Genomic DNA, 16,315 nt, shown 5'->3' on the forward strand with positions numbered 1-16,315 from the left:
GGCCCCGGGAGTGCGCACTCCCGGGGCCTCTCGCGTACCGGTGACTCAGCCGAGCGGCAGGCCGCCCTGGGTGGCGGCACCGGCGGCGTTGCCGAGGACCTGGCCCGCGGTGCCGGCGGCGCCGCCCGCCGCCTTCTGCACGGTCGGGGCGGCGTCGCCGACGGTCCGCTGCGCGGCCGGGAGGGCCGTGCCGACGAGGCGTCCGCCGGTGTCGCCCGCGACCCGGGTGCCCTGCTTGGCCGTGCCGTCGACCGTCTTGCCGAGATGGGAGCCGTCGACGCTGGTCAGACCGCCGAGGTCCGGCGCCTGCGGGAGCTCCGCGGCGCCCGCGGCTCCGGCCGCACCGACCACGGGGGCCGCACCCGCGGCGATCAGCAGCGCGGCTCGGGCGATCCGGCGGGTCAGGGGGAGGGACATGATGCTCCTTCGACGGAATGAGAAATGCGGTCTGTCCGTTGATCGGACGCAATGACAACCGTCGAAAGGGCGGGGGAGGTTGCGGTGGGCCAAGGTAAAGAGTAGGCAATGCGGCGCGTGGTCCGTGACGGAGGAATCCGGGCGAACGCGGCATTGCGGCGGAGGTTGGTGAACCGTCACTTCACCGCTCCCAGCAGGGAGTTCGCGCGCGGACGGGTGAGTGCGGGAGGGGAGTGCGAGGGGGCGCTCGAAACGGGCCGGAGCGCACCCCTCGGGTGACCGTGCGAACTCCTGCCCGAGCCGGAGGCGGCGTGCCGTCCGCGCCCGGTGCGGTCTACCGCGCGAGCCGGATGCGAACGTCCGTGCCGCTCGCGTCCTCACGTTCCGTACGCCACCCCGCCCCGGCCTCCCATACCCGGCCCGCGTACGAGACCTGGCCCAGCCGGAGCGCCTCGGACTGCGCCACCGCCCAGTGCGCGAGCTCCCAGCCGCGCCGGGCCGCACCGCCGCTAGCGGCGTCCGCGCCCGAACCGCTCCCGGACTTCCGGGCCGCGGGCACCGGCACCGAGACGATGCCCGTCGCCGTCGCACCGGCCGCGCCCGCGCCCGCGCGGGGCGCCTCGTCCACGGCGGGCAGCACGTTCTTGCCGAAGGCGCGCACCAGTTCCGCCCGCACCTTCGCGGGGTCGGCGCTCGCGGCCGTGGCCCGGGGCGGCGCGCAGTTCAGCGCGGCGGGCGTACGGCCGGTCAGCGCGGCCGCCAGCAGCGCGGCGTCCGGCTCGTGCTTCGCGTACGCCTGCGGGAATCCGCTGCGCTGCACCCGCTGCGCGGCGACCGTCAGCGGCAGCCGCGAATAGCCGGGGACCTGGGCCAGGTGGCGGTAGAACTCCCCGGCGGAGTAGACCGGGTCCAGAATCTGCTCCTCGGTGCCCCAGCCCTGGGAGGGGCGTTGCTGGAAGAGCCCCAGCGAGTCCCGGTCACCGTGCTCGATGTTGCGCAGCCCGGACTCCTGGAGGGCGGTCGCCAGCGCGATGGTCACGGCGCGCTCCGGCATCCCCCGAGAGGTGCCGACCGCCGAGATCGTCGCCGCGTTGACGGCCTGCTCCGGACTCATCCGGTACGTACGCCGTTCGCCCGCCGAGCCGTCGGCGGACTCCACGAGGCAGCCGTCGACGACCTTGCTGCTCGTTATGTACTGCACGGTCATGTAGCCGCCGAGGGCGGCGAGGACGACAAGGGCCGCAGTGATACGCAGGAGGCGGCTGCGGCCGGTGTGTCGGCGGGCAGGAGAGACGGTCCGGGGCACGGGCCCACCGTACTTGAGTGTTCCCCCGGGTCCGAGGGCCCAGGGGCCCTCTTCGCGAACCACGGGCCCACGTACCGCGTGGCGCCGCCCGGCCGGGCGCGCCGCCCGGTCCCTTAGGGTCGGTCCCATGCCCGAAACCACACTTGACCTCACCCTCGACGGCCCGGCGCTCACCGCCCGGCTCGTCGACTTCCCGTCGGTCAGCGGTCAGGAGAAGGACCTCGCGGACGCGATCGAGGCGGCGCTGCGCCCCCTGCCGCACCTGACCGTCGACCGGCACGGCAACAACGTCGTGGCCCGGACGAGCCTGGGCCGGGCCGAGCGCGTGGTGCTCGCCGGGCACATCGACACCGTGCCGATCGCCGGCAACGTGCCCTCCCGGCTCGACGGCGACGGGGTGCTGTGGGGCTGCGGCACCTCCGACATGAAGTCGGGCGTCGCCGTCCAGCTGCGGATCGCCGCGACCGTGCCCGAGCCCAACCGCGACCTCACCTTCGTCTTCTACGACAACGAGGAGGTCGCCGCGCACCTCAACGGACTCGGCCACATCGCCGACGCCCACCCCGACTGGCTCGCGGGTGACTTCGCGGTCCTGCTGGAGGGCTCCGACGGCGAGGTCGAGGGCGGCTGCCAGGGCACCCTGCGGGTCTTCCTGCGCACCGAGGGCGAGCGCTCGCACTCCGCGCGCGGCTGGATGGGGTCCAACGCCATCCACGCCGCCGCCCCGGTCCTGGCCCGCCTCGCCGCCTACGAGCCGCGCCGCCCGGTCATCGACGGGCTCGAATACCGCGAGGGCCTGAACGCGGTACGCATCGAGGGCGGTGTCGCCAACAACGTCATCCCGGACGCCTGCACCGTCGTCGTCAACTTCCGGTACGCGCCCGACCGGAGCGCCGAGGAGGCGCTGGCCCACGTCCGGGAGGTCTTCGCGGACTGCGGCGTCGCCGAGTTCGTCGTCGACGACCACTCGGGCGCGGCCATGCCCGGCCTCTCCCACCCGGCGGCGCAGGCGTTCATGGCGGCGGTGGGCGGCACCGCCCGGCCCAAGTTCGGCTGGACGGACGTCTCCCGCTTCGGCTCCCTCGGCATCCCCGCGGTCAACTACGGCCCCGGTGACCCGTTGTTCGCCCACAAGCGCGACGAGCACGTGAGGATCGCGCGGATCACCCACTGCGAGGAGCGGCTCCGCTCCTGGCTCACCGGCTGACCCACGGCATTCGCCCGCCGGTAACCTCCGGCGATCTACCCTGGCCTGACCAGGGGCGGCCGTCGCCCGACGGCCGCCCATCGTCGTCGGAGGGAGCAGGTCATGGGCAACCCCGAGGGAGCGCGCGTCCCCGAGGAACAGCGGCTCGGACCGGTACTGCGCCGCAGGGAACAGGTACAGCCCGGCACCACCGATCAGCGGCTGCTGGACAGCGAGGGTGACTCCGAGTGGGTGCACACCGACCCCTGGCGGGTGATGCGCATCCAGTCGGAGTTCGTCGAGGGGTTCGGCGCGCTGGCCGAACTGCCGAGTGCGATCAGCGTCTTCGGCTCGGCCCGCACCCCGGCCGGCGGACCCGAGTACGAAGCGGGCGTGCGCATCGGCAAGGCCCTGGTCGAGGCCGGGTTCGCGGTGATCACCGGGGGCGGGCCGGGCGCGATGGAGGCGGCGAACAAGGGGGCACGGGAGGCGAAGGGCGTCTCGGTCGGCCTCGGCATCGAGCTGCCCTTCGAGTCCGGCCTCAACCAGCACGTCGACATCGGCGTCAACTTCCGCTACTTCTTTGTCCGTAAAACGATGTTTGTGAAGTACGCCCAGGGGTTCGTCGTCCTGCCGGGCGGCCTCGGCACGCTGGACGAACTCTTCGAGGCCCTCACCCTCGTCCAGACGCGCAAGGTCACCCGCTTCCCGATCGTGCTGTTCGGCACGGCCTACTGGAGCGGGCTGGTGGACTGGCTGCGGAACACGGTGGTGGCCCAGGGCAAGGCGTCCGAGCACGACCTGCTGCTCTTCCACGTCACGGACGACGTGGACGAGGCGGTCGAGCTCGTCACGAAGGAGGTCGGCCGGTAGGAGGCGGGCCGGGTCCGGGCCGCGGGGAAAGCGGCGGCCCGGGTCAGGCCAGGCCGCGCCGGGCCACGGCGGGTGCCCGGTGCCCGGCGATGGACGCCACCATGTCCAGCACCTGCCGGGTCTCGGCCACCTCGTGGACCCGGTACACCTGCGCCCCCAGCCAGGCCGACACGGCCGTGGTCGCGAGCGTTCCGATCACCCGCTCCTTCACCGGCCGGTCCAGGGTCTCGCCGACGAAGTCCTTGTTGGACAGGGAGACGAGCACCGGCCAGCCGGTCCCGGTCATCTCGCCGAGCCGCCGGGTCGCCTCCAGGGAGTGCCGGGTGTTCTTCCCGAAGTCGTGACCGGGGTCGATCATGATCCCGTCGGGCCGCACCCCGAGCGCCACCGCCCGCTCGGCCAGCCCCACCGTCACCCGCAGGATGTCCGCCATCACGTCGTCGTACGCGATCCGGTGCGGCCGGGTACGCGGTTCGGCGCCGCCCGCGTGCGTGCAGACCAGACCGGCGCCGTACCGCGCGGCGACCTCCGCGAGCTTCGGGTCGACGCCGCCCCACGCGTCGTTCAGCAGATCCGCCCCGGCCTCGCAGACCGCCTCGCCCACGTCGTGGCGCCAGGTGTCGACACTGATCACCACGTCCGGGTGGCGGCGGCGGACCTCCGCGACGAAGCCCACCGTGCGGCGCGCCTCCTCCTCGGCGGTGACCTCCTCGCCGGGGCCCGCCTTCACCCCGCCGATGTCGACGATCGCCGCACCGTCCGCGATCGCCTGCTCGACCCGGGCGAGCGCGGGCTCGTCGCGGAAGGTGGCGCCCTGGTCGTAGAAGGAGTCCGGGGTGCGGTTCACGATCGCCATGATCACCGGCTCGTGCGCACCGAACTCGCGCCGCCCCAGCCTGAGCCCACCGCTTCGCATCCGCGTCTCTCCTCTGCTCCGACACCCGTGAGTCGCCTGTGACCTTAAGCGATGACGGGGCTGGCGCAGGGACGGCCGTCCCGCCGGGCACCGGCTGTCAGTGCCGCATGGCACGATCGGACCCGGACAGGTTTCCGCTTCCGGGGAGATGCGCGTGTTCTGGTTCTTGCTGGTGACGATGGTCGTGGTGGTCGCCGCGGTCACCCTGGCGGTGGTCGGCGGGGGGAGAACGGCGATCCTCCAGGACGTGGCGCCCGAGCGGCTGACCGACCCGCTGCCCGCGACGCGCCCGGTCGGCCGGGCGGATCTCGACGCCCTGCGCCTCCCGGTGGCCCTGCGCGGCTATCGGATGATGGACGTCGACGAGGCGCTCGACCGGCTCGGTGCCGAGCTCGCCGAGCGGGACGCGCGGATCGCGGAGCTGGAGTCCGCGCTGGCGGGCGTGCAGGCCACGGCGGTCGGCGGCCCCGGCCTGGTCGAAGAGCCCCGGGAGCGGGCTTCCGAGGGGCGGCAGCTGGCCGAGGACCGGCCGAGGTCCCCCTGGGAGGCACCGGCCGACCCGGGGCCGGAGCGGGGCACCGACGGCCCCGGAGAGGAGCCCCGGCGATGAGCGACGGCACCGAGGCGGGACCGGACGGCGCGCCGCGCTGCCCCTGGGGCCTGTCCGCCGAGGACTACCTCGCGTACCACGACACCGAATGGGGCCGCCCCGTCCACGGCGACGACGCCCTCTTCGAACGGCTCTGCCTGGAGGCCTTCCAGTCCGGCCTGTCCTGGCTGACGATCCTGCGCCGCCGGGAGGGCTTCCGGGCCGCCTTCGCGGGCTTCCGGATCGCCGACGTCGCGGAGTTCACCGACACCGACAAGGAGCGCCTCCTCGCCGATACGGGCATCATCCGCAACCGGGCGAAGATCGAGGCGACCCTCGCCAACGCCAAGGTGCTGGCCGGCTGGAGCCCCGGTGAGCTGGACGAGCTGATCTGGTCCCACGCCCCCGACCCGGCCGTCCGCCCGGCCCCGCTGACCACGGGCGACGTCCCCGCGGTCACTGCGGAGTCCACCGCCCTCGCCAAGGACCTCAAGAAGCACGGCGTCCGCTTCGTCGGCCCCACCACGGCCTACGCCCTGATGCAGGCGTGCGGGCTGGTCGACGATCACCTCGCCGACTGTGTGTCCCGCGGCACCAGGGCGTAGCCGGGAGCCGCGGGGGGTGTCCCGGCACCCCCCGCGGTGCCCTCAGCGGCCGAGGTACTTCGGCTTCTCCTTGTTCAGGAACGCCCGCACCGCGATCGTGTGGTCCTCGGAGGCGCCCGCCCGGGTCTGGAGCTCGTCCTCCTTCTCCAGCGCCTCGCCCAGCCCGTGGTCCGCACCGTGGGCCAGGGACTCCTTGAGCGCCGCGTACGCCACCGTGGGGCCGTCCGCCAGCGCGCGGGCCACCGCCGCGGCCTCGGAGGCCAGGTCGGCGGCGGGCACCAGCCGGTTCACGATGCCCAGCTCGTAGGCGTCCGCCGCGGAGATCGAGCGCGGGAAGAACAGCAGGTCGGCGGCGCGGCTCTGGCCGATCAGCCGGGGCAGCGTCCAGGAGACGCCGGAGTCCGCGGTGAGGGCCACCCCGGCGAAGGAGGTGTTGAACGAGGCGGTGTCGGCGACCACCCGGTAGTCGCAGGCGAGCGCGAAACCGAAACCGGCTCCGGCGGCCACCCCGTTCACCCCGGCCACGACCGGCTTCGGCATCGTGGTGATCGCCCGCACAATGGGGTTGTAGTGCTCCTTCACGGTGCTCAGCGCGTTGCCGCCGCCCGCCGCACGGGTGCTTTCGAGCGTGGCGACGTGCTCCTTCAGGTCCTGCCCGACGCAGAACGCCCGCCCGGTGGCGGTGAGCAGCACGGCACGTACGGCGGTGTCGGCGGCCACGGACTCCAGAGCGTCCCGCAGCGCCACCTTGGCCGCGGTGTTCATGGCGTTCATCGCATCGGGACGGTTGATCGTGATCGTCGCCAGTCCGTCGCTCACTTCGCAGAGCACGCTGTCCGCCATGTGGTCGGCCATTTCGTAGTCCCTTCGCACCTCGGCCATGCCTGTCCAGGCAAGCATGGCCGACTCGGGCGGAGGCCGGCATGTGACCTGCGTCTAATAATTGAGGTCCGCTGTGGGGGTACGAGGGGCGGAGTATCGCAGGCGGATCGCCGAATTGGGTGGTTTTGCGAGAGCGCGTTGCACAAGCGATGCAGACCGATGTTGGTCATTGGGGTCTGTGATGCGGGATAATGGCCTGGAAGCAATGTGTTCGATGCCGGTGACACAGCGCCTTTCATTGGGGCCGCCGGTGGCAATGAAGCTGGTTTCAGGAAGGGGAACGAGCATGGCGGCCATGAAGCCGCGGACGGGCGACGGCCCGCTCGAGGTGACAAAGGAGGGGCGGGGCATCGTCATGCGCGTTCCGCTCGAAGGCGGCGGTCGGCTTGTCGTTGAGCTGACGCCGGACGAGGCCGATGCACTCGGCGACGCTCTCAAGAAGGTCGTCGGCTGAACCCAGGAGCCCATACTTTTGCCGCTGCCCCGGTACGTCGTCCGTACCGGGGCAGCGGTGTGTCCACGGCCTTCCCGCACCCGCCGGGCCTGCCGGGGCCGGTCCGGCTCAGCCCCGGCGCACCGCGCACAGCAGCCCGTCGCCCACCGGCAGCAGCGTCGCCATCAGCTCCTGGCTCTCCCGCACCGCGCGCAGCAGCTCCCGCACCCGCAGCACCTCGGCGGGCTGCGCCGCCGAGTCGACCGTGCGGCCGTCCGCGAACATGCCCTCGAAGCAGACCAGGCCGCCGCGGCGGAGCAGGCGCAACGATTCAGCGAGATATTCCAGGGTCTCCAGCCGGTCGCCGTCGCAGAACACGAGGTCGTACCCGCCGTCCGCGAGCCGCGGCAGTACGTCCAGGGCGCGGCCCGGAATGAAACGGGCCCGGTTGGCGGCGTACCCCGCGGCCCGGAAGGCCTCACGGGCGAACTGCTGGCGCTCGGGCTCCGGGTCGACCGTGGTCAGCACGCCGTCCGGCCGCATCCCGTCCAGCAGGTAGAGGCCGGACACGCCCGTCCCGGTGCCGATCTCGGCCACAGCTTTGGCGTCCGTCGTGGCGGCGAGCAGACGCAGCGCGGCGCCGGTACCTGGAGACACCGAGCGGAGCCCTGATTCGTGGGCCCGGTCGCGGGCCCAGTTCAGTGCTTCGTCCTCGGCGACAAAGGCGTCGGCGAACGCCCAGCTCGTCTGCCGGTTGGCGGTAATGACCCTCTCCTGTCCCCTTAGTTGGCGCAACGGTGACTGTATCCGCTGCGCCCGGGAACCCGCAGATGGGACCGGGCGTTATGTGGGGGCAGGGGAAAGCCTGGGGAAACGGCCCGCGGATCGGGTCCTGTTCCGAGGGCCGGAGGTTCCCGGGGGCGATCCCCGGCCCCAGCAGGAATAAGGCTTATCCGGAGCTAACGGGCGAGGTGGCTATGGTAGGGGCTCCACTGGACACCACCAGAGCCGATAGGGGAGGTGCGGCTGCGCCTGTGGATCGGGGAGGAGTGCTGCGGCGCTTTCTCAGGTCGGCGGGTGAGCCGAAATCCGTGACCAACATCGCTGACCGTTCTTCCAACGACTCCGCAACGACCGCGACCTTCGCCTCCGACGCGGAATCCCAGGCGTGGACACCGCCCTCTTGGGAAGAGATCGTCAGCACGCACAGCGGCCGGGTCTACCGCCTCGCGTACCGGCTGACGGGCAACCAGCACGACGCGGAGGACCTCACCCAGGAGGTCTTCGTCCGGGTCTTCCGATCGCTGTCGACGTATACGCCCGGCACGTTCGAGGGCTGGCTGCACCGCATCACGACCAACCTGTTCCTCGACATGGTCCGCCGTAAGCAGCGGATCCGCTTCGACTCGCTCGGTGACGACGCCGCCGAGCGGCTGCCGAGCCGCGAGCCCTCTCCGCAGCAGGTCTTCAACGACACCCACTTCGACGCGGACGTGCAGCACGCGCTGGACACCCTCGCGCCCGAGTTCCGCGCCGCCGTCGTGCTCTGTGACATCGAGGGCCTTTCGTACGAGGAGATCGCCGCGACGCTGGGTGTGAAGCTCGGCACCGTGCGCAGCCGTATCCATCGCGGTCGCTCGCACCTGCGCAAGGCCCTGCGCCACCGTTCGCCCGAGGCCCGCGCCGAGCAGCGCTCGCTGGCGGGCGTGGCCCTGGCAGGGGAGGGCGGAACGGCGTGAGTGGCACAGGTCCGACCCCCGCGGAACAACACCTGGGGGACCGCCTCGCCGCGCTTGTCGACGGCGAGCTGAAGCACGATGCCCGTGAGCGGGTCCTCGCGCACCTCGCCACCTGCGCCAAGTGCAAGGCCGAGGCCGCGGCGCAGCGGCGCCTGAAGAACGTCTTCGCCCAGTCCGCCCCGCCCTCGCCGTCCGAGGGCTTCCTCGCCCGGCTGCAGGGCCTTCCCGGGGGATCGGGGGGCGGCGACGACGGGCCGGACGGGCCGTTCGGCGGCTCCGGACGCTTCGCGGACGGGTTCTTCCCCGTGATCCAGCCGCCCGGCGGCCGCCCCGACGGGCGGGCGGACGAATCGCTCGGCTTCGGCTACCTGCCGGTTCCGCACGGCTCGTCCGCCGTGCTGCCGACCGGCTCCGCCCGTTCCGGCTTCCGTATCCACGAGGTGGGCCGGGAGGGCGAGCGGTCGCCCTGGCGCGGCCGGAGATTCGCCTTCGCCGCGGCGAGCGCCGTCTCGCTGGCCGCGATCGCGCTCGGCGGCGCGCTGCCCTCGGGCGCCGGTTCCAGCCTCTCGGCCCGGTCCGCGGGCGGCGGCAACGCGGTGACCCCGCTCGACACCGCGCTGCGCGGCGAGAAGGGCGGCTCGGTCAGCCGTCGCAACAGCGGCGGCCAGGGTCTGTCCGGGGTACGCGACCGCTCGACCGCCGCCGTTCCGTCGGCCGCGCCGAGTGCCGCTCCGGCGGAGCCGGTCACCGCCGCCACCCCCGCGGTGCTCTCCGGGAACAGCGTCTCGGGCAGCCCGTTCGGCACGGGGGCGCTGAGCAGCATGTCCACGTCCCCGCTGATACGTCCGACCACCACCACCCCGCTCTTCGCCGAGGTCTTCGGGAGGCTGGCCGCGAAGCCCCCGAAGTCCGCCGTGCCGCCGCTCGGGGCACAGCCGTCATCCCCACCAGGGGCCAGGCCGTCGAGTTCGGCGATGCCCGCCCCCGCCGATCTCCGTCTGCCGCTCTCCTCCCGGCGCTGACCGGGGGCCGGGGCCGGCAGCCCGGGGTCTGCGCACCCATGCGCAAACCTGGTTGAATTCCGGGAGCAGTTCCGGGAGGCACGCCCCCGGCGGGGGCGTGCACAAGCCAGTTGCGGCAGTTGCGGGGAGAGCATGGAAGACGGTAAGTCCACCGGGCCGAAGGCGAAGTGGTGGAGCAGGCCCACGCCAGCGGTCGCCACCCGCACCACGTCGGACGAGCCGCCCACCAGCGAGGAAGCATCGTCCCCGGCCGAGGCACCGGCCCCCGGGCCGCTGCCCGGGGCCCCGGCGGCCAGGCCCGTGAAGCCCCTGCACGAGCCCGACGAGTACAGCACCCCGCCCTACGGCGGCCCCGGCCCCTGGGCCCCCGCTCCCCCCGTGCAGCGGCCGGTCCCGACCCCGGCGCACGGCACCCCCGTACCCCCGCAGTACTCGGGGACGAACGGCGCGGGCATCCCCGCGCCGCCCGCCGTCGCCCCCGCGCCGCCCCAGCCGCACACCGCACAGCAGCCGCTCGCCGCGCCGCAGACCCTTGCGGCTCCGCCGCCCCCGCAGCAGGGGACCTCGTCGCAGTGGCTCCAGTACGACCCCTGGGGCGCCCCCGGGCAGCCGCTCACCAATCCGGGCCCGCCGCTCGGCTCCGGGACCGGCCGCAAGAAGAGCCGGCGCGGCTCCGTGCTGATCGGCGCGGTGCTGCTCGCCCTGGTGGCGGGCGGTATCGGCGGTGGCATCGGCGCCTACATCGAGCGCAACGGCGGGCTCACCCGGGTCGAGCTCCCGCAGGCCTCCCGCGACACCGGCGGCCGCGCGCCCGACAGCGTCGCCGGTATCGCGGCCAGCGCCCTGCCCAGCGTGGTCACCCTCCATGTCAGCGGTTCCACCGAGTCCGGCACCGGCACCGGCTTCGTCCTCGACGCCTCCGGCCACATCCTCACCAACAACCACGTCGTCGCCCCGGCCGGCCGGGGTGGTGAGATCACCGTCACGTTCAGCGGCGGGGAGACCGCGCGCGGCGAGGTCGTCGGCAAGGACAGCGGCTACGACCTGGCGGTGGTCAAGGTCTCCGGCGTCTCCGGCCTCAAGCCGCTGCCGCTGGGCAACTCCGACAACGTGCGGGTCGGCGACCCGGTGGTGGCCATCGGCGCTCCCTTCGACCTGTCCAACACCGTCACCTCCGGCATCATCAGCGCCAAGGACCGGCCGATCACCGCGGGCGGCGAGAAGGGCGATGGCAGCGACATCAGCTATGTCGACGCGCTCCAGACCGACGCACCGATCAACCCCGGCAACTCCGGCGGGCCGCTGGTCGATGTGGACGCCCATGTCATCGGCATCAACAGCGCCATCCGGGCCGCCGACAGCGGTTCGTCCGAGGAGGGCGGTCAGGCGGGGTCCATCGGCCTCGGCTTCGCGATACCGATCAACCAGGGCAAGCGGGTCGCCGAGGAGCTGATCAACACCGGGAAGGCCACCCACCCGGTGATCGGTGTCACCCTCGACATGAAGTACGCCGGGGACGGCGCGAAGGTGGGCGCGCGGGGCGCGGACGGCAAGGACGCGGTGACACCGGGCGGCCCCGGGGCCAAGGCCGGGATCAAGTCCGGGGACATCATCACCGAGGTCGGCGGCCGACGGGTGCACAGCGGCGAGGAGCTGATCGTGAAGATCCGGGCGCACCGCCCCGGCGACCGTCTGGAACTCAAGCTGACCCGCGGTGGTAAAGACCTGTCCATCTCTTTGACGCTCGGCTCGGCCGACGGCACGTGACAGGCCTGGCACGCTACCGCGGGGACAGTTTGGGCGGGTACCGTGGGCCGGGTCCGGACCTCGACCGACATGGTCTCGGAGAACACAGGGAGCAACAGGGTGTTCAATGACATAGGCGTACTCGAGCTGGTGACGCTCGCGGTTCTGGGCATGCTGATCTTCGGCCCGGACAAGCTGCCGAAGGTTATCCAGGACGCCTCGCGCTTCATCCACAAGGTCCGCGCCTTCTCGGAGAGCGCCAAGCAGGACATCCGCACGGAGCTCGGTCCGGAGTTCAAGGACTTCGAGTTCGAGGACCTCAACCCCAAGACGTTCGTCCGCAAGCAGCTCATGGAGGGCGGCGACGACCTCGGGCTGAAGGAGATCCGCGAGAGCTTCGACCTCCGCAAGGACCTGAGCGAGGTCGCCGACGCGGTGAACGGCCGGGAGATCGAGTCCGCCGACACCCGCAGCAGCGTGTCGAGCGGTTCGGCGATCACCGCCGCCAACGGCTCCGCAGGCGCCCCCGACCTGCTCAAGAAGCGTGACCAGCCCGGCAAGGACGACCGGCCGCCGTTCGACGCCGACGCCACCTGACCCCCCGCCAATCCCGGCTCGCCGGGAGGCTATGGCTATCCTCCATCTGTCCGGTTGTGAGTACGCCCGCTGGGGGGCGGGCCGTTCCGGACCCAACGGATCGAGGAGGCGGCCGGGCAGATGGAGACGACCAGTCGGGTGGGCGCGGAAGCCGCGCCAGGCACCACCACCGCGGAAGACCCGCAGGGCACAGCTACCGCGGACGGGGTGTCGGCCGCCCGGCGTACGGTCGTCGACGGCTTTCTGACGGCAGGGTTCCCCTGGTACGGACTGGACGGGGCCTTCACCGGCCCGCGCCGTCTGATGCAGGTGGGCACCGCCGCGGACGGCACGGTGCAGCACGGCTCCATCGGCCATGGCGACGAACTCTCGGTCCGGGAGGCGGGTGCCGAGAAGCAGCGGTTCGCCGTCGTCGTATCGATGGCCAGCAGCCCGGTGCGGCACAGCGGGGACGGTACGGGGGTGCTGGACGCGACCACGGTGTCCTCCGCGGCCTGGCTGGCCGGTTCCGGCCTGCTCGCCTGCACCTGGCCCGCCCAGATGGACCACTCGCTGCGCGACGACTGGCTGGACCAGCAGACGGAGACGGCGTTCGAGCTCGCCGACGATCTGGACGGCCCCGCCTGGTCGGCCCTGTCACTGCCGGTGGACGGCGTCCCGGTGCACTTCCACTACCGCGAGTCCGAGTACGGCTGGGTGCTGGCGGGCTCCACGCCCCAGGGCACGCACCTCGGGGCGTACGGGCGCGGGATGAGCGCGTACGGGCTGGGCTTCTCGCTGATCGACGACATCACGACGTACGTCTAGGAACGGGACGCGCGGTGACCGGGTGGTCCGGTCACCGCGCGTCCCGCCTGTCCGGAACCGCCGCGCGTCTCAGAACTTGTTGCGCGGGGTGATGCCCAGCGACATGCCCGACAGGCCGCGCTGACGGCCGCCCAGCTTGTCCGCGATGGTGCGCAGTGCCTTGCCCGCCGGGGAGTCCGGGTCGGAGAGCACGACCGGCTTGCCCTCGTCGCCGCCCTCGCGCAGCCGTACGTCGATCGGGATGGAGCCCAGCACCGGCACCTCGGCGCCGACCGTCTTCGTCAGCCCCTCGGCGACCCTCTGGCCACCGCCCGTACCGAACACGTCGACCATCTCGTCGCAGTGCGGGCAGGGCATGCCCGACATGTTCTCGACGACACCGACGATCTTCTGGTGGGTCTGCACCGCGATCGAACCGGCCCGCTCGGCGACCTCGGCCGCCGCCTGCTGCGGGGTCGTGACGACCAGGATCTCGGCGTTCGGCACGAGCTGCGCCACGGAGATCGCGATGTCGCCGGTGCCCGGCGGCAGGTCGAGCAGCAGGACGTCCAGATCGCCCCAGTACACATCGGCGAGGAACTGCTGGAGTGCGCGGTGGAGCATCGGTCCGCGCCACACCACCGGGGTGTTGCCCGGGGTGAACATGCCGATGGAGATGACCTTCACGCCGTTCGCCGACGGCGGCATGATCATGTTCTCGACCTGGGTCGGCTTCCCGTCCGCGCCGAGCATCCGCGGCACGCTGTGGCCGTAGATGTCCGCGTCCACGACGCCGACCTTGAGGCCATCGGCCGCCATCGCGGCGGCGAGGTTCACCGTCACGGAGGACTTGCCGACGCCGCCCTTGCCGGACGCGACCGCGTAGACCCGGGTCAGCGAACCGGGCTTGGCGAACGGCACCTCGCGCTCCGCCGTACCGCCGCGCAGCGAGGACGCCAGCTCCTTGCGCTGCTCATCGCTCATCACGTCGAGCGTCACGTCGACCCGCGTGACGCCCTCGACGCGGGCGACCGCGTCCGTCACGTTCTTGGTGATCGTCTCGCGCATCGGGCAGCCTGAGACCGTGAGATAGACCGTGACAGCGACCGCACCGTCAGCGCCGATCTCGACCGATTTCACCATGCCGAGTTCGGTGATCGGACGGTGGATCTCCGGGTCGTTCACTGTCGCCAGTGCCTCAAGCACCGCGTCTTCCGTAGCCATACCGACGATGGTACGGCGCGTGCCGCTACGCGCGAGTAGCCCCGTCAGCGGTCTTCGTCACTCTCGCTCCGTGACAGGGCCCTGTGGTCGTCCAGGTCCCGGATCAGGTCCTCCAGTTCGGAGCGGATCCAGTCACGGGTGGCGACCTCGCCGAGCCCCATCCGCAGCGCCGCGATCTCCCGGGTGAGGTACTCGGTGTCCGCGATGGAGCGCTCGTTCTGCTTGCGGTCCTGCTCGTGGGTGACCCGGTCGCGGTCGTCCTGCCGGTTCTGCGCGAGCAGGATGAGCGGGGCCGCGTACGAGGCCTGGAGCGACAGCATCAGCGTCAGGAAGATGAAGGGGTACTGGTCGAACCGGAGCGTCGGCGGCGCGAAGATGTTCCACGCCACCCAGACGATGATGACCAGCGTCATCCAGACGATGAACCGCCCGGTGCCCAGGAAGCGGGCGATCCGTTCGGAGAGCCGTCCGAACGCCTCGGGGTCGTAGTCCGGGACCAGCCGCCGCCTGGGGGGCTTCGGCTGGTCGAGGCGGACGCGGGGCGGGCGCACGAGGCCCGAGGCGCCCGTCGACGCGGCCCTCGCCCGGTCCTCACCGGCCATGGGGGGCCTCCACACCGTGGAAGTCGGTCTCCCGCCAGTCCTCGGGCAGCAGGTGGTCGAGGACGTCGTCGACCGTCACCGCGCCGAGCAGCGACCCGCTCTCGTCCACCACGGGCACCGAGACCAGGTTGTACGCGGCCAGATAGCTCGTCACGGCCGGCAGCGGGGTGTCCGGGCCCAGGGGCACGAGATCGCTGTCCACCACCGAGCTGACCAGGGTGTACGGCGGATCGCGCAGCAGCCGCTGGAAGTGCACGGTGCCCAGGTACCTCCCGGTCGGTGTCTCGTCGGGCGAGCGACACACGTACACCTGGGCGGCCAGCGCCGGGGACAGGTCCGCCTGCCGGACCCGGGCCAGCGCGTCAGCCACGGTCGCGTCCGGCCGCAGGATGATCGGCTCCGTGGTCATCAGCCCGCCCGCGGTCCGCTCCTCGTACGACATCAGGCGCCGTACGTCGGCCGCTTCGTCCGGCCGCATCAGCGTCAGCAGCCGTTCCTTGTCCTCCTCGGGCAGCTCGGACAGCAGGTCGGCCGCGTCGTCCGGGTCCATCGCCTCCAGGACGTCGGCGGCGCGTTCCTCCTGGAGCTTGCCGATGATCTCCACCTGGTCGTCCTCGGGCAGCTCCTCCAGGACGTCGGCGAGACGGTCGTCGTCGAGCGCGGCGGCGACCTCGGCGCGCCGCTTGGGCGACAGGTGGTGCAGCGCGTTGGCCACGTCCGTCGGGCGCAGCCGCTCGAAGGTGGCGACCAGCGACTCCGCGCCCTGCCCCTCCTCCTCCAGTGAGAAGCCGCGGACCGCCGACCACTCGACCGTCAGGGTCTCGCCCTTGCGGCGCAGCGCCCCGCCCTTGCCCTTGCGTACGAAGTACTTGTCGATCTCCCAGTCGCGGCGGGCCGGGAGCTGCTGGATGGAGACGTCCAGGACGGTGACCTCCTCGCCGGTCTCCACCAGGCGGACCCGCCGGTCGAGGAAGTCGCCCAGCACCAGGCGTTCGGTGGGCCGTTGTTCGAAGCGCCGCACGTTGACCACTCCGGTGGTGATGACCTGGCCGGACTCGATCCCGGTCACCCGGGTCATCGGGAGGAAGATCCGGCGGCGGCTGAGCACCTCGACGACGAGCCCCAGCAGCCGTGGTGGCCGTCCGCCGACCCGGAGCATCGCGACCAGATCGCGCACCCGGCCCACCTGGTCGCCGTTGGGGTCGAAGACCGGCACGCCGGCCAGGTGGGAGACGAAAACCCGGGGGGCGCCTGCCACCATCGCGCGCCTCCTTCTTCCGCTTCTTCCGTACGGGATGTCACCAGCCGGCCCGGTTGGCGGTTGAATCAACCGTTATGACGGGATCAGGCTAGCCCGTACCGCTCCGGGACGCCCCGGCGGAGCCGTCCGTA

Annotated in this window: 18 protein-coding genes; 10 read left to right on the forward strand and 8 right to left on the reverse strand. The window is 72.3% G+C overall.

What is annotated here, in order from left to right:
• Window positions 1-45: 45 nt before the first annotated feature.
• Both ACFVWY_RS28560 and ACFVWY_RS28565 read right to left on the reverse strand, forming a co-directional pair.
• Complete coding sequence (locus tag ACFVWY_RS28560; RefSeq protein WP_389877475.1) at window positions 46-417, reverse strand: ATP-binding protein; 372 nt, start codon at window positions 415-417, stop codon at window positions 46-48.
• A gap of 334 nt (window positions 418-751) precedes the next feature.
• Window positions 752-1,723 (reverse strand): hypothetical protein, encoded by a 972-nt coding sequence (locus ACFVWY_RS28565; protein WP_389877477.1) that lies wholly within the window; start codon window positions 1,721-1,723, stop codon window positions 752-754.
• 127 nt (window positions 1,724-1,850) lie between these two features.
• On the opposite strand from ACFVWY_RS28565, the gene dapE reads away from it, so the two are divergent.
• On the forward strand, window positions 1,851-2,930 hold the full coding sequence (dapE, locus tag ACFVWY_RS28570) for a succinyl-diaminopimelate desuccinylase (RefSeq protein ID WP_389877478.1): 1,080 nt from the start codon (window positions 1,851-1,853) through the stop codon (window positions 2,928-2,930).
• A 102-nt stretch (window positions 2,931-3,032) separates the two neighbouring features.
• Window positions 3,033-3,782, forward strand: a complete 750-nt coding sequence (locus ACFVWY_RS28575) for a TIGR00730 family Rossman fold protein (protein ID WP_389877479.1) — start codon at window positions 3,033-3,035, stop codon at window positions 3,780-3,782.
• Between the two features lie 43 nt (window positions 3,783-3,825).
• Here ACFVWY_RS28575 and folP read toward each other — a convergent pair whose 3' ends face one another.
• Window positions 3,826-4,698: a dihydropteroate synthase gene (folP, locus tag ACFVWY_RS28580; protein WP_389877480.1), complete on the reverse strand. Its 873-nt coding sequence runs from the start codon at window positions 4,696-4,698 to the stop codon at window positions 3,826-3,828.
• A gap of 154 nt (window positions 4,699-4,852) precedes the next feature.
• Here folP and ACFVWY_RS28585 point away from each other — a divergent pair, with 154 nt between their 5' ends.
• Window positions 4,853-5,308, forward strand: a complete 456-nt coding sequence (locus ACFVWY_RS28585; RefSeq protein WP_389877481.1) for a hypothetical protein — start codon at window positions 4,853-4,855, stop codon at window positions 5,306-5,308.
• The gene (locus tag ACFVWY_RS28590; RefSeq protein ID WP_389877482.1) at window positions 5,305-5,892 is read left to right on the forward strand and encodes a DNA-3-methyladenine glycosylase I; all 588 of its coding nucleotides are present in this window, start codon (window positions 5,305-5,307) and stop codon (window positions 5,890-5,892) included. The genes ACFVWY_RS28585 and ACFVWY_RS28590 overlap by 4 nt, the downstream gene beginning before the upstream one ends.
• Before the next feature lie 42 nt (window positions 5,893-5,934).
• Here the strand turns inward: ACFVWY_RS28590 and ACFVWY_RS28595 are convergent, their stop codons facing one another.
• Window positions 5,935-6,747, reverse strand: a complete 813-nt coding sequence (locus ACFVWY_RS28595) for an enoyl-CoA hydratase/isomerase family protein (RefSeq protein WP_389877624.1) — start codon at window positions 6,745-6,747, stop codon at window positions 5,935-5,937.
• Window positions 6,748-7,060: 313 nt separating this feature from the next.
• On the opposite strand from ACFVWY_RS28595, the gene ACFVWY_RS28600 reads away from it, so the two are divergent.
• A complete protein-coding gene (locus ACFVWY_RS28600) occupies window positions 7,061-7,228 on the forward strand; it encodes a DUF3117 domain-containing protein (protein ID WP_003966491.1) in 168 nt (55 codons plus the stop codon).
• Window positions 7,229-7,336: 108 nt separating this feature from the next.
• Here the strand turns inward: ACFVWY_RS28600 and ACFVWY_RS28605 are convergent, their stop codons facing one another.
• Window positions 7,337-8,002, reverse strand: coding sequence for an O-methyltransferase (locus ACFVWY_RS28605; protein WP_389877484.1), 666 nt, complete (start codon window positions 8,000-8,002; stop codon window positions 7,337-7,339).
• 182 nt (window positions 8,003-8,184) lie between these two features.
• On the opposite strand from ACFVWY_RS28605, the gene sigE reads away from it, so the two are divergent.
• From sigE to ACFVWY_RS28630, 5 genes are all read left to right on the forward strand, one after another.
• Window positions 8,185-8,946: an RNA polymerase sigma factor SigE gene (sigE, locus tag ACFVWY_RS28610; protein WP_389877485.1), complete on the forward strand. Its 762-nt coding sequence runs from the start codon at window positions 8,185-8,187 to the stop codon at window positions 8,944-8,946.
• The gene (locus ACFVWY_RS28615) at window positions 8,943-9,968 is read left to right on the forward strand and encodes a zf-HC2 domain-containing protein (RefSeq protein WP_389877486.1); all 1,026 of its coding nucleotides are present in this window, start codon (window positions 8,943-8,945) and stop codon (window positions 9,966-9,968) included. Before sigE ends, ACFVWY_RS28615 begins: the two co-directional genes overlap by 4 nt.
• Before the next feature lie 132 nt (window positions 9,969-10,100).
• Window positions 10,101-11,735, forward strand: coding sequence for a S1C family serine protease (locus ACFVWY_RS28620; RefSeq protein ID WP_389877488.1), 1,635 nt, complete (start codon window positions 10,101-10,103; stop codon window positions 11,733-11,735).
• 99 nt (window positions 11,736-11,834) lie between these two features.
• A complete protein-coding gene (locus tag ACFVWY_RS28625; RefSeq protein WP_389877490.1) occupies window positions 11,835-12,311 on the forward strand; it encodes a sec-independent translocase in 477 nt (158 codons plus the stop codon).
• Window positions 12,312-12,431: 120 nt separating this feature from the next.
• Window positions 12,432-13,118, forward strand: a complete 687-nt coding sequence (locus ACFVWY_RS28630) for a hypothetical protein (protein WP_389877492.1) — start codon at window positions 12,432-12,434, stop codon at window positions 13,116-13,118.
• A gap of 69 nt (window positions 13,119-13,187) precedes the next feature.
• Here ACFVWY_RS28630 and ACFVWY_RS28635 read toward each other — a convergent pair whose 3' ends face one another.
• Genes ACFVWY_RS28635 through ACFVWY_RS28645 form a run of 3 tightly spaced genes read right to left on the reverse strand, consistent with a single transcriptional unit; the run spans window position 13,188 to window position 16,184 of the window.
• Window positions 13,188-14,321: an Mrp/NBP35 family ATP-binding protein gene (locus ACFVWY_RS28635; protein WP_389877494.1), complete on the reverse strand. Its 1,134-nt coding sequence runs from the start codon at window positions 14,319-14,321 to the stop codon at window positions 13,188-13,190.
• A 44-nt stretch (window positions 14,322-14,365) separates the two neighbouring features.
• Window positions 14,366-14,923: a DUF1003 domain-containing protein gene (locus ACFVWY_RS28640; RefSeq protein ID WP_389877496.1), complete on the reverse strand. Its 558-nt coding sequence runs from the start codon at window positions 14,921-14,923 to the stop codon at window positions 14,366-14,368.
• Complete coding sequence (locus tag ACFVWY_RS28645) at window positions 14,913-16,184, reverse strand: magnesium transporter MgtE N-terminal domain-containing protein (protein WP_389877498.1); 1,272 nt, start codon at window positions 16,182-16,184, stop codon at window positions 14,913-14,915. Before ACFVWY_RS28645 ends, ACFVWY_RS28640 begins: the two co-directional genes overlap by 11 nt.
• Window positions 16,185-16,315 lie beyond the last annotated feature (131 nt).

Source organism: Streptomyces sp. NPDC058195 (assembly GCF_042883525.1).
Lineage (GTDB): Bacteria > Actinomycetota > Actinomycetes > Streptomycetales > Streptomycetaceae > Streptomyces.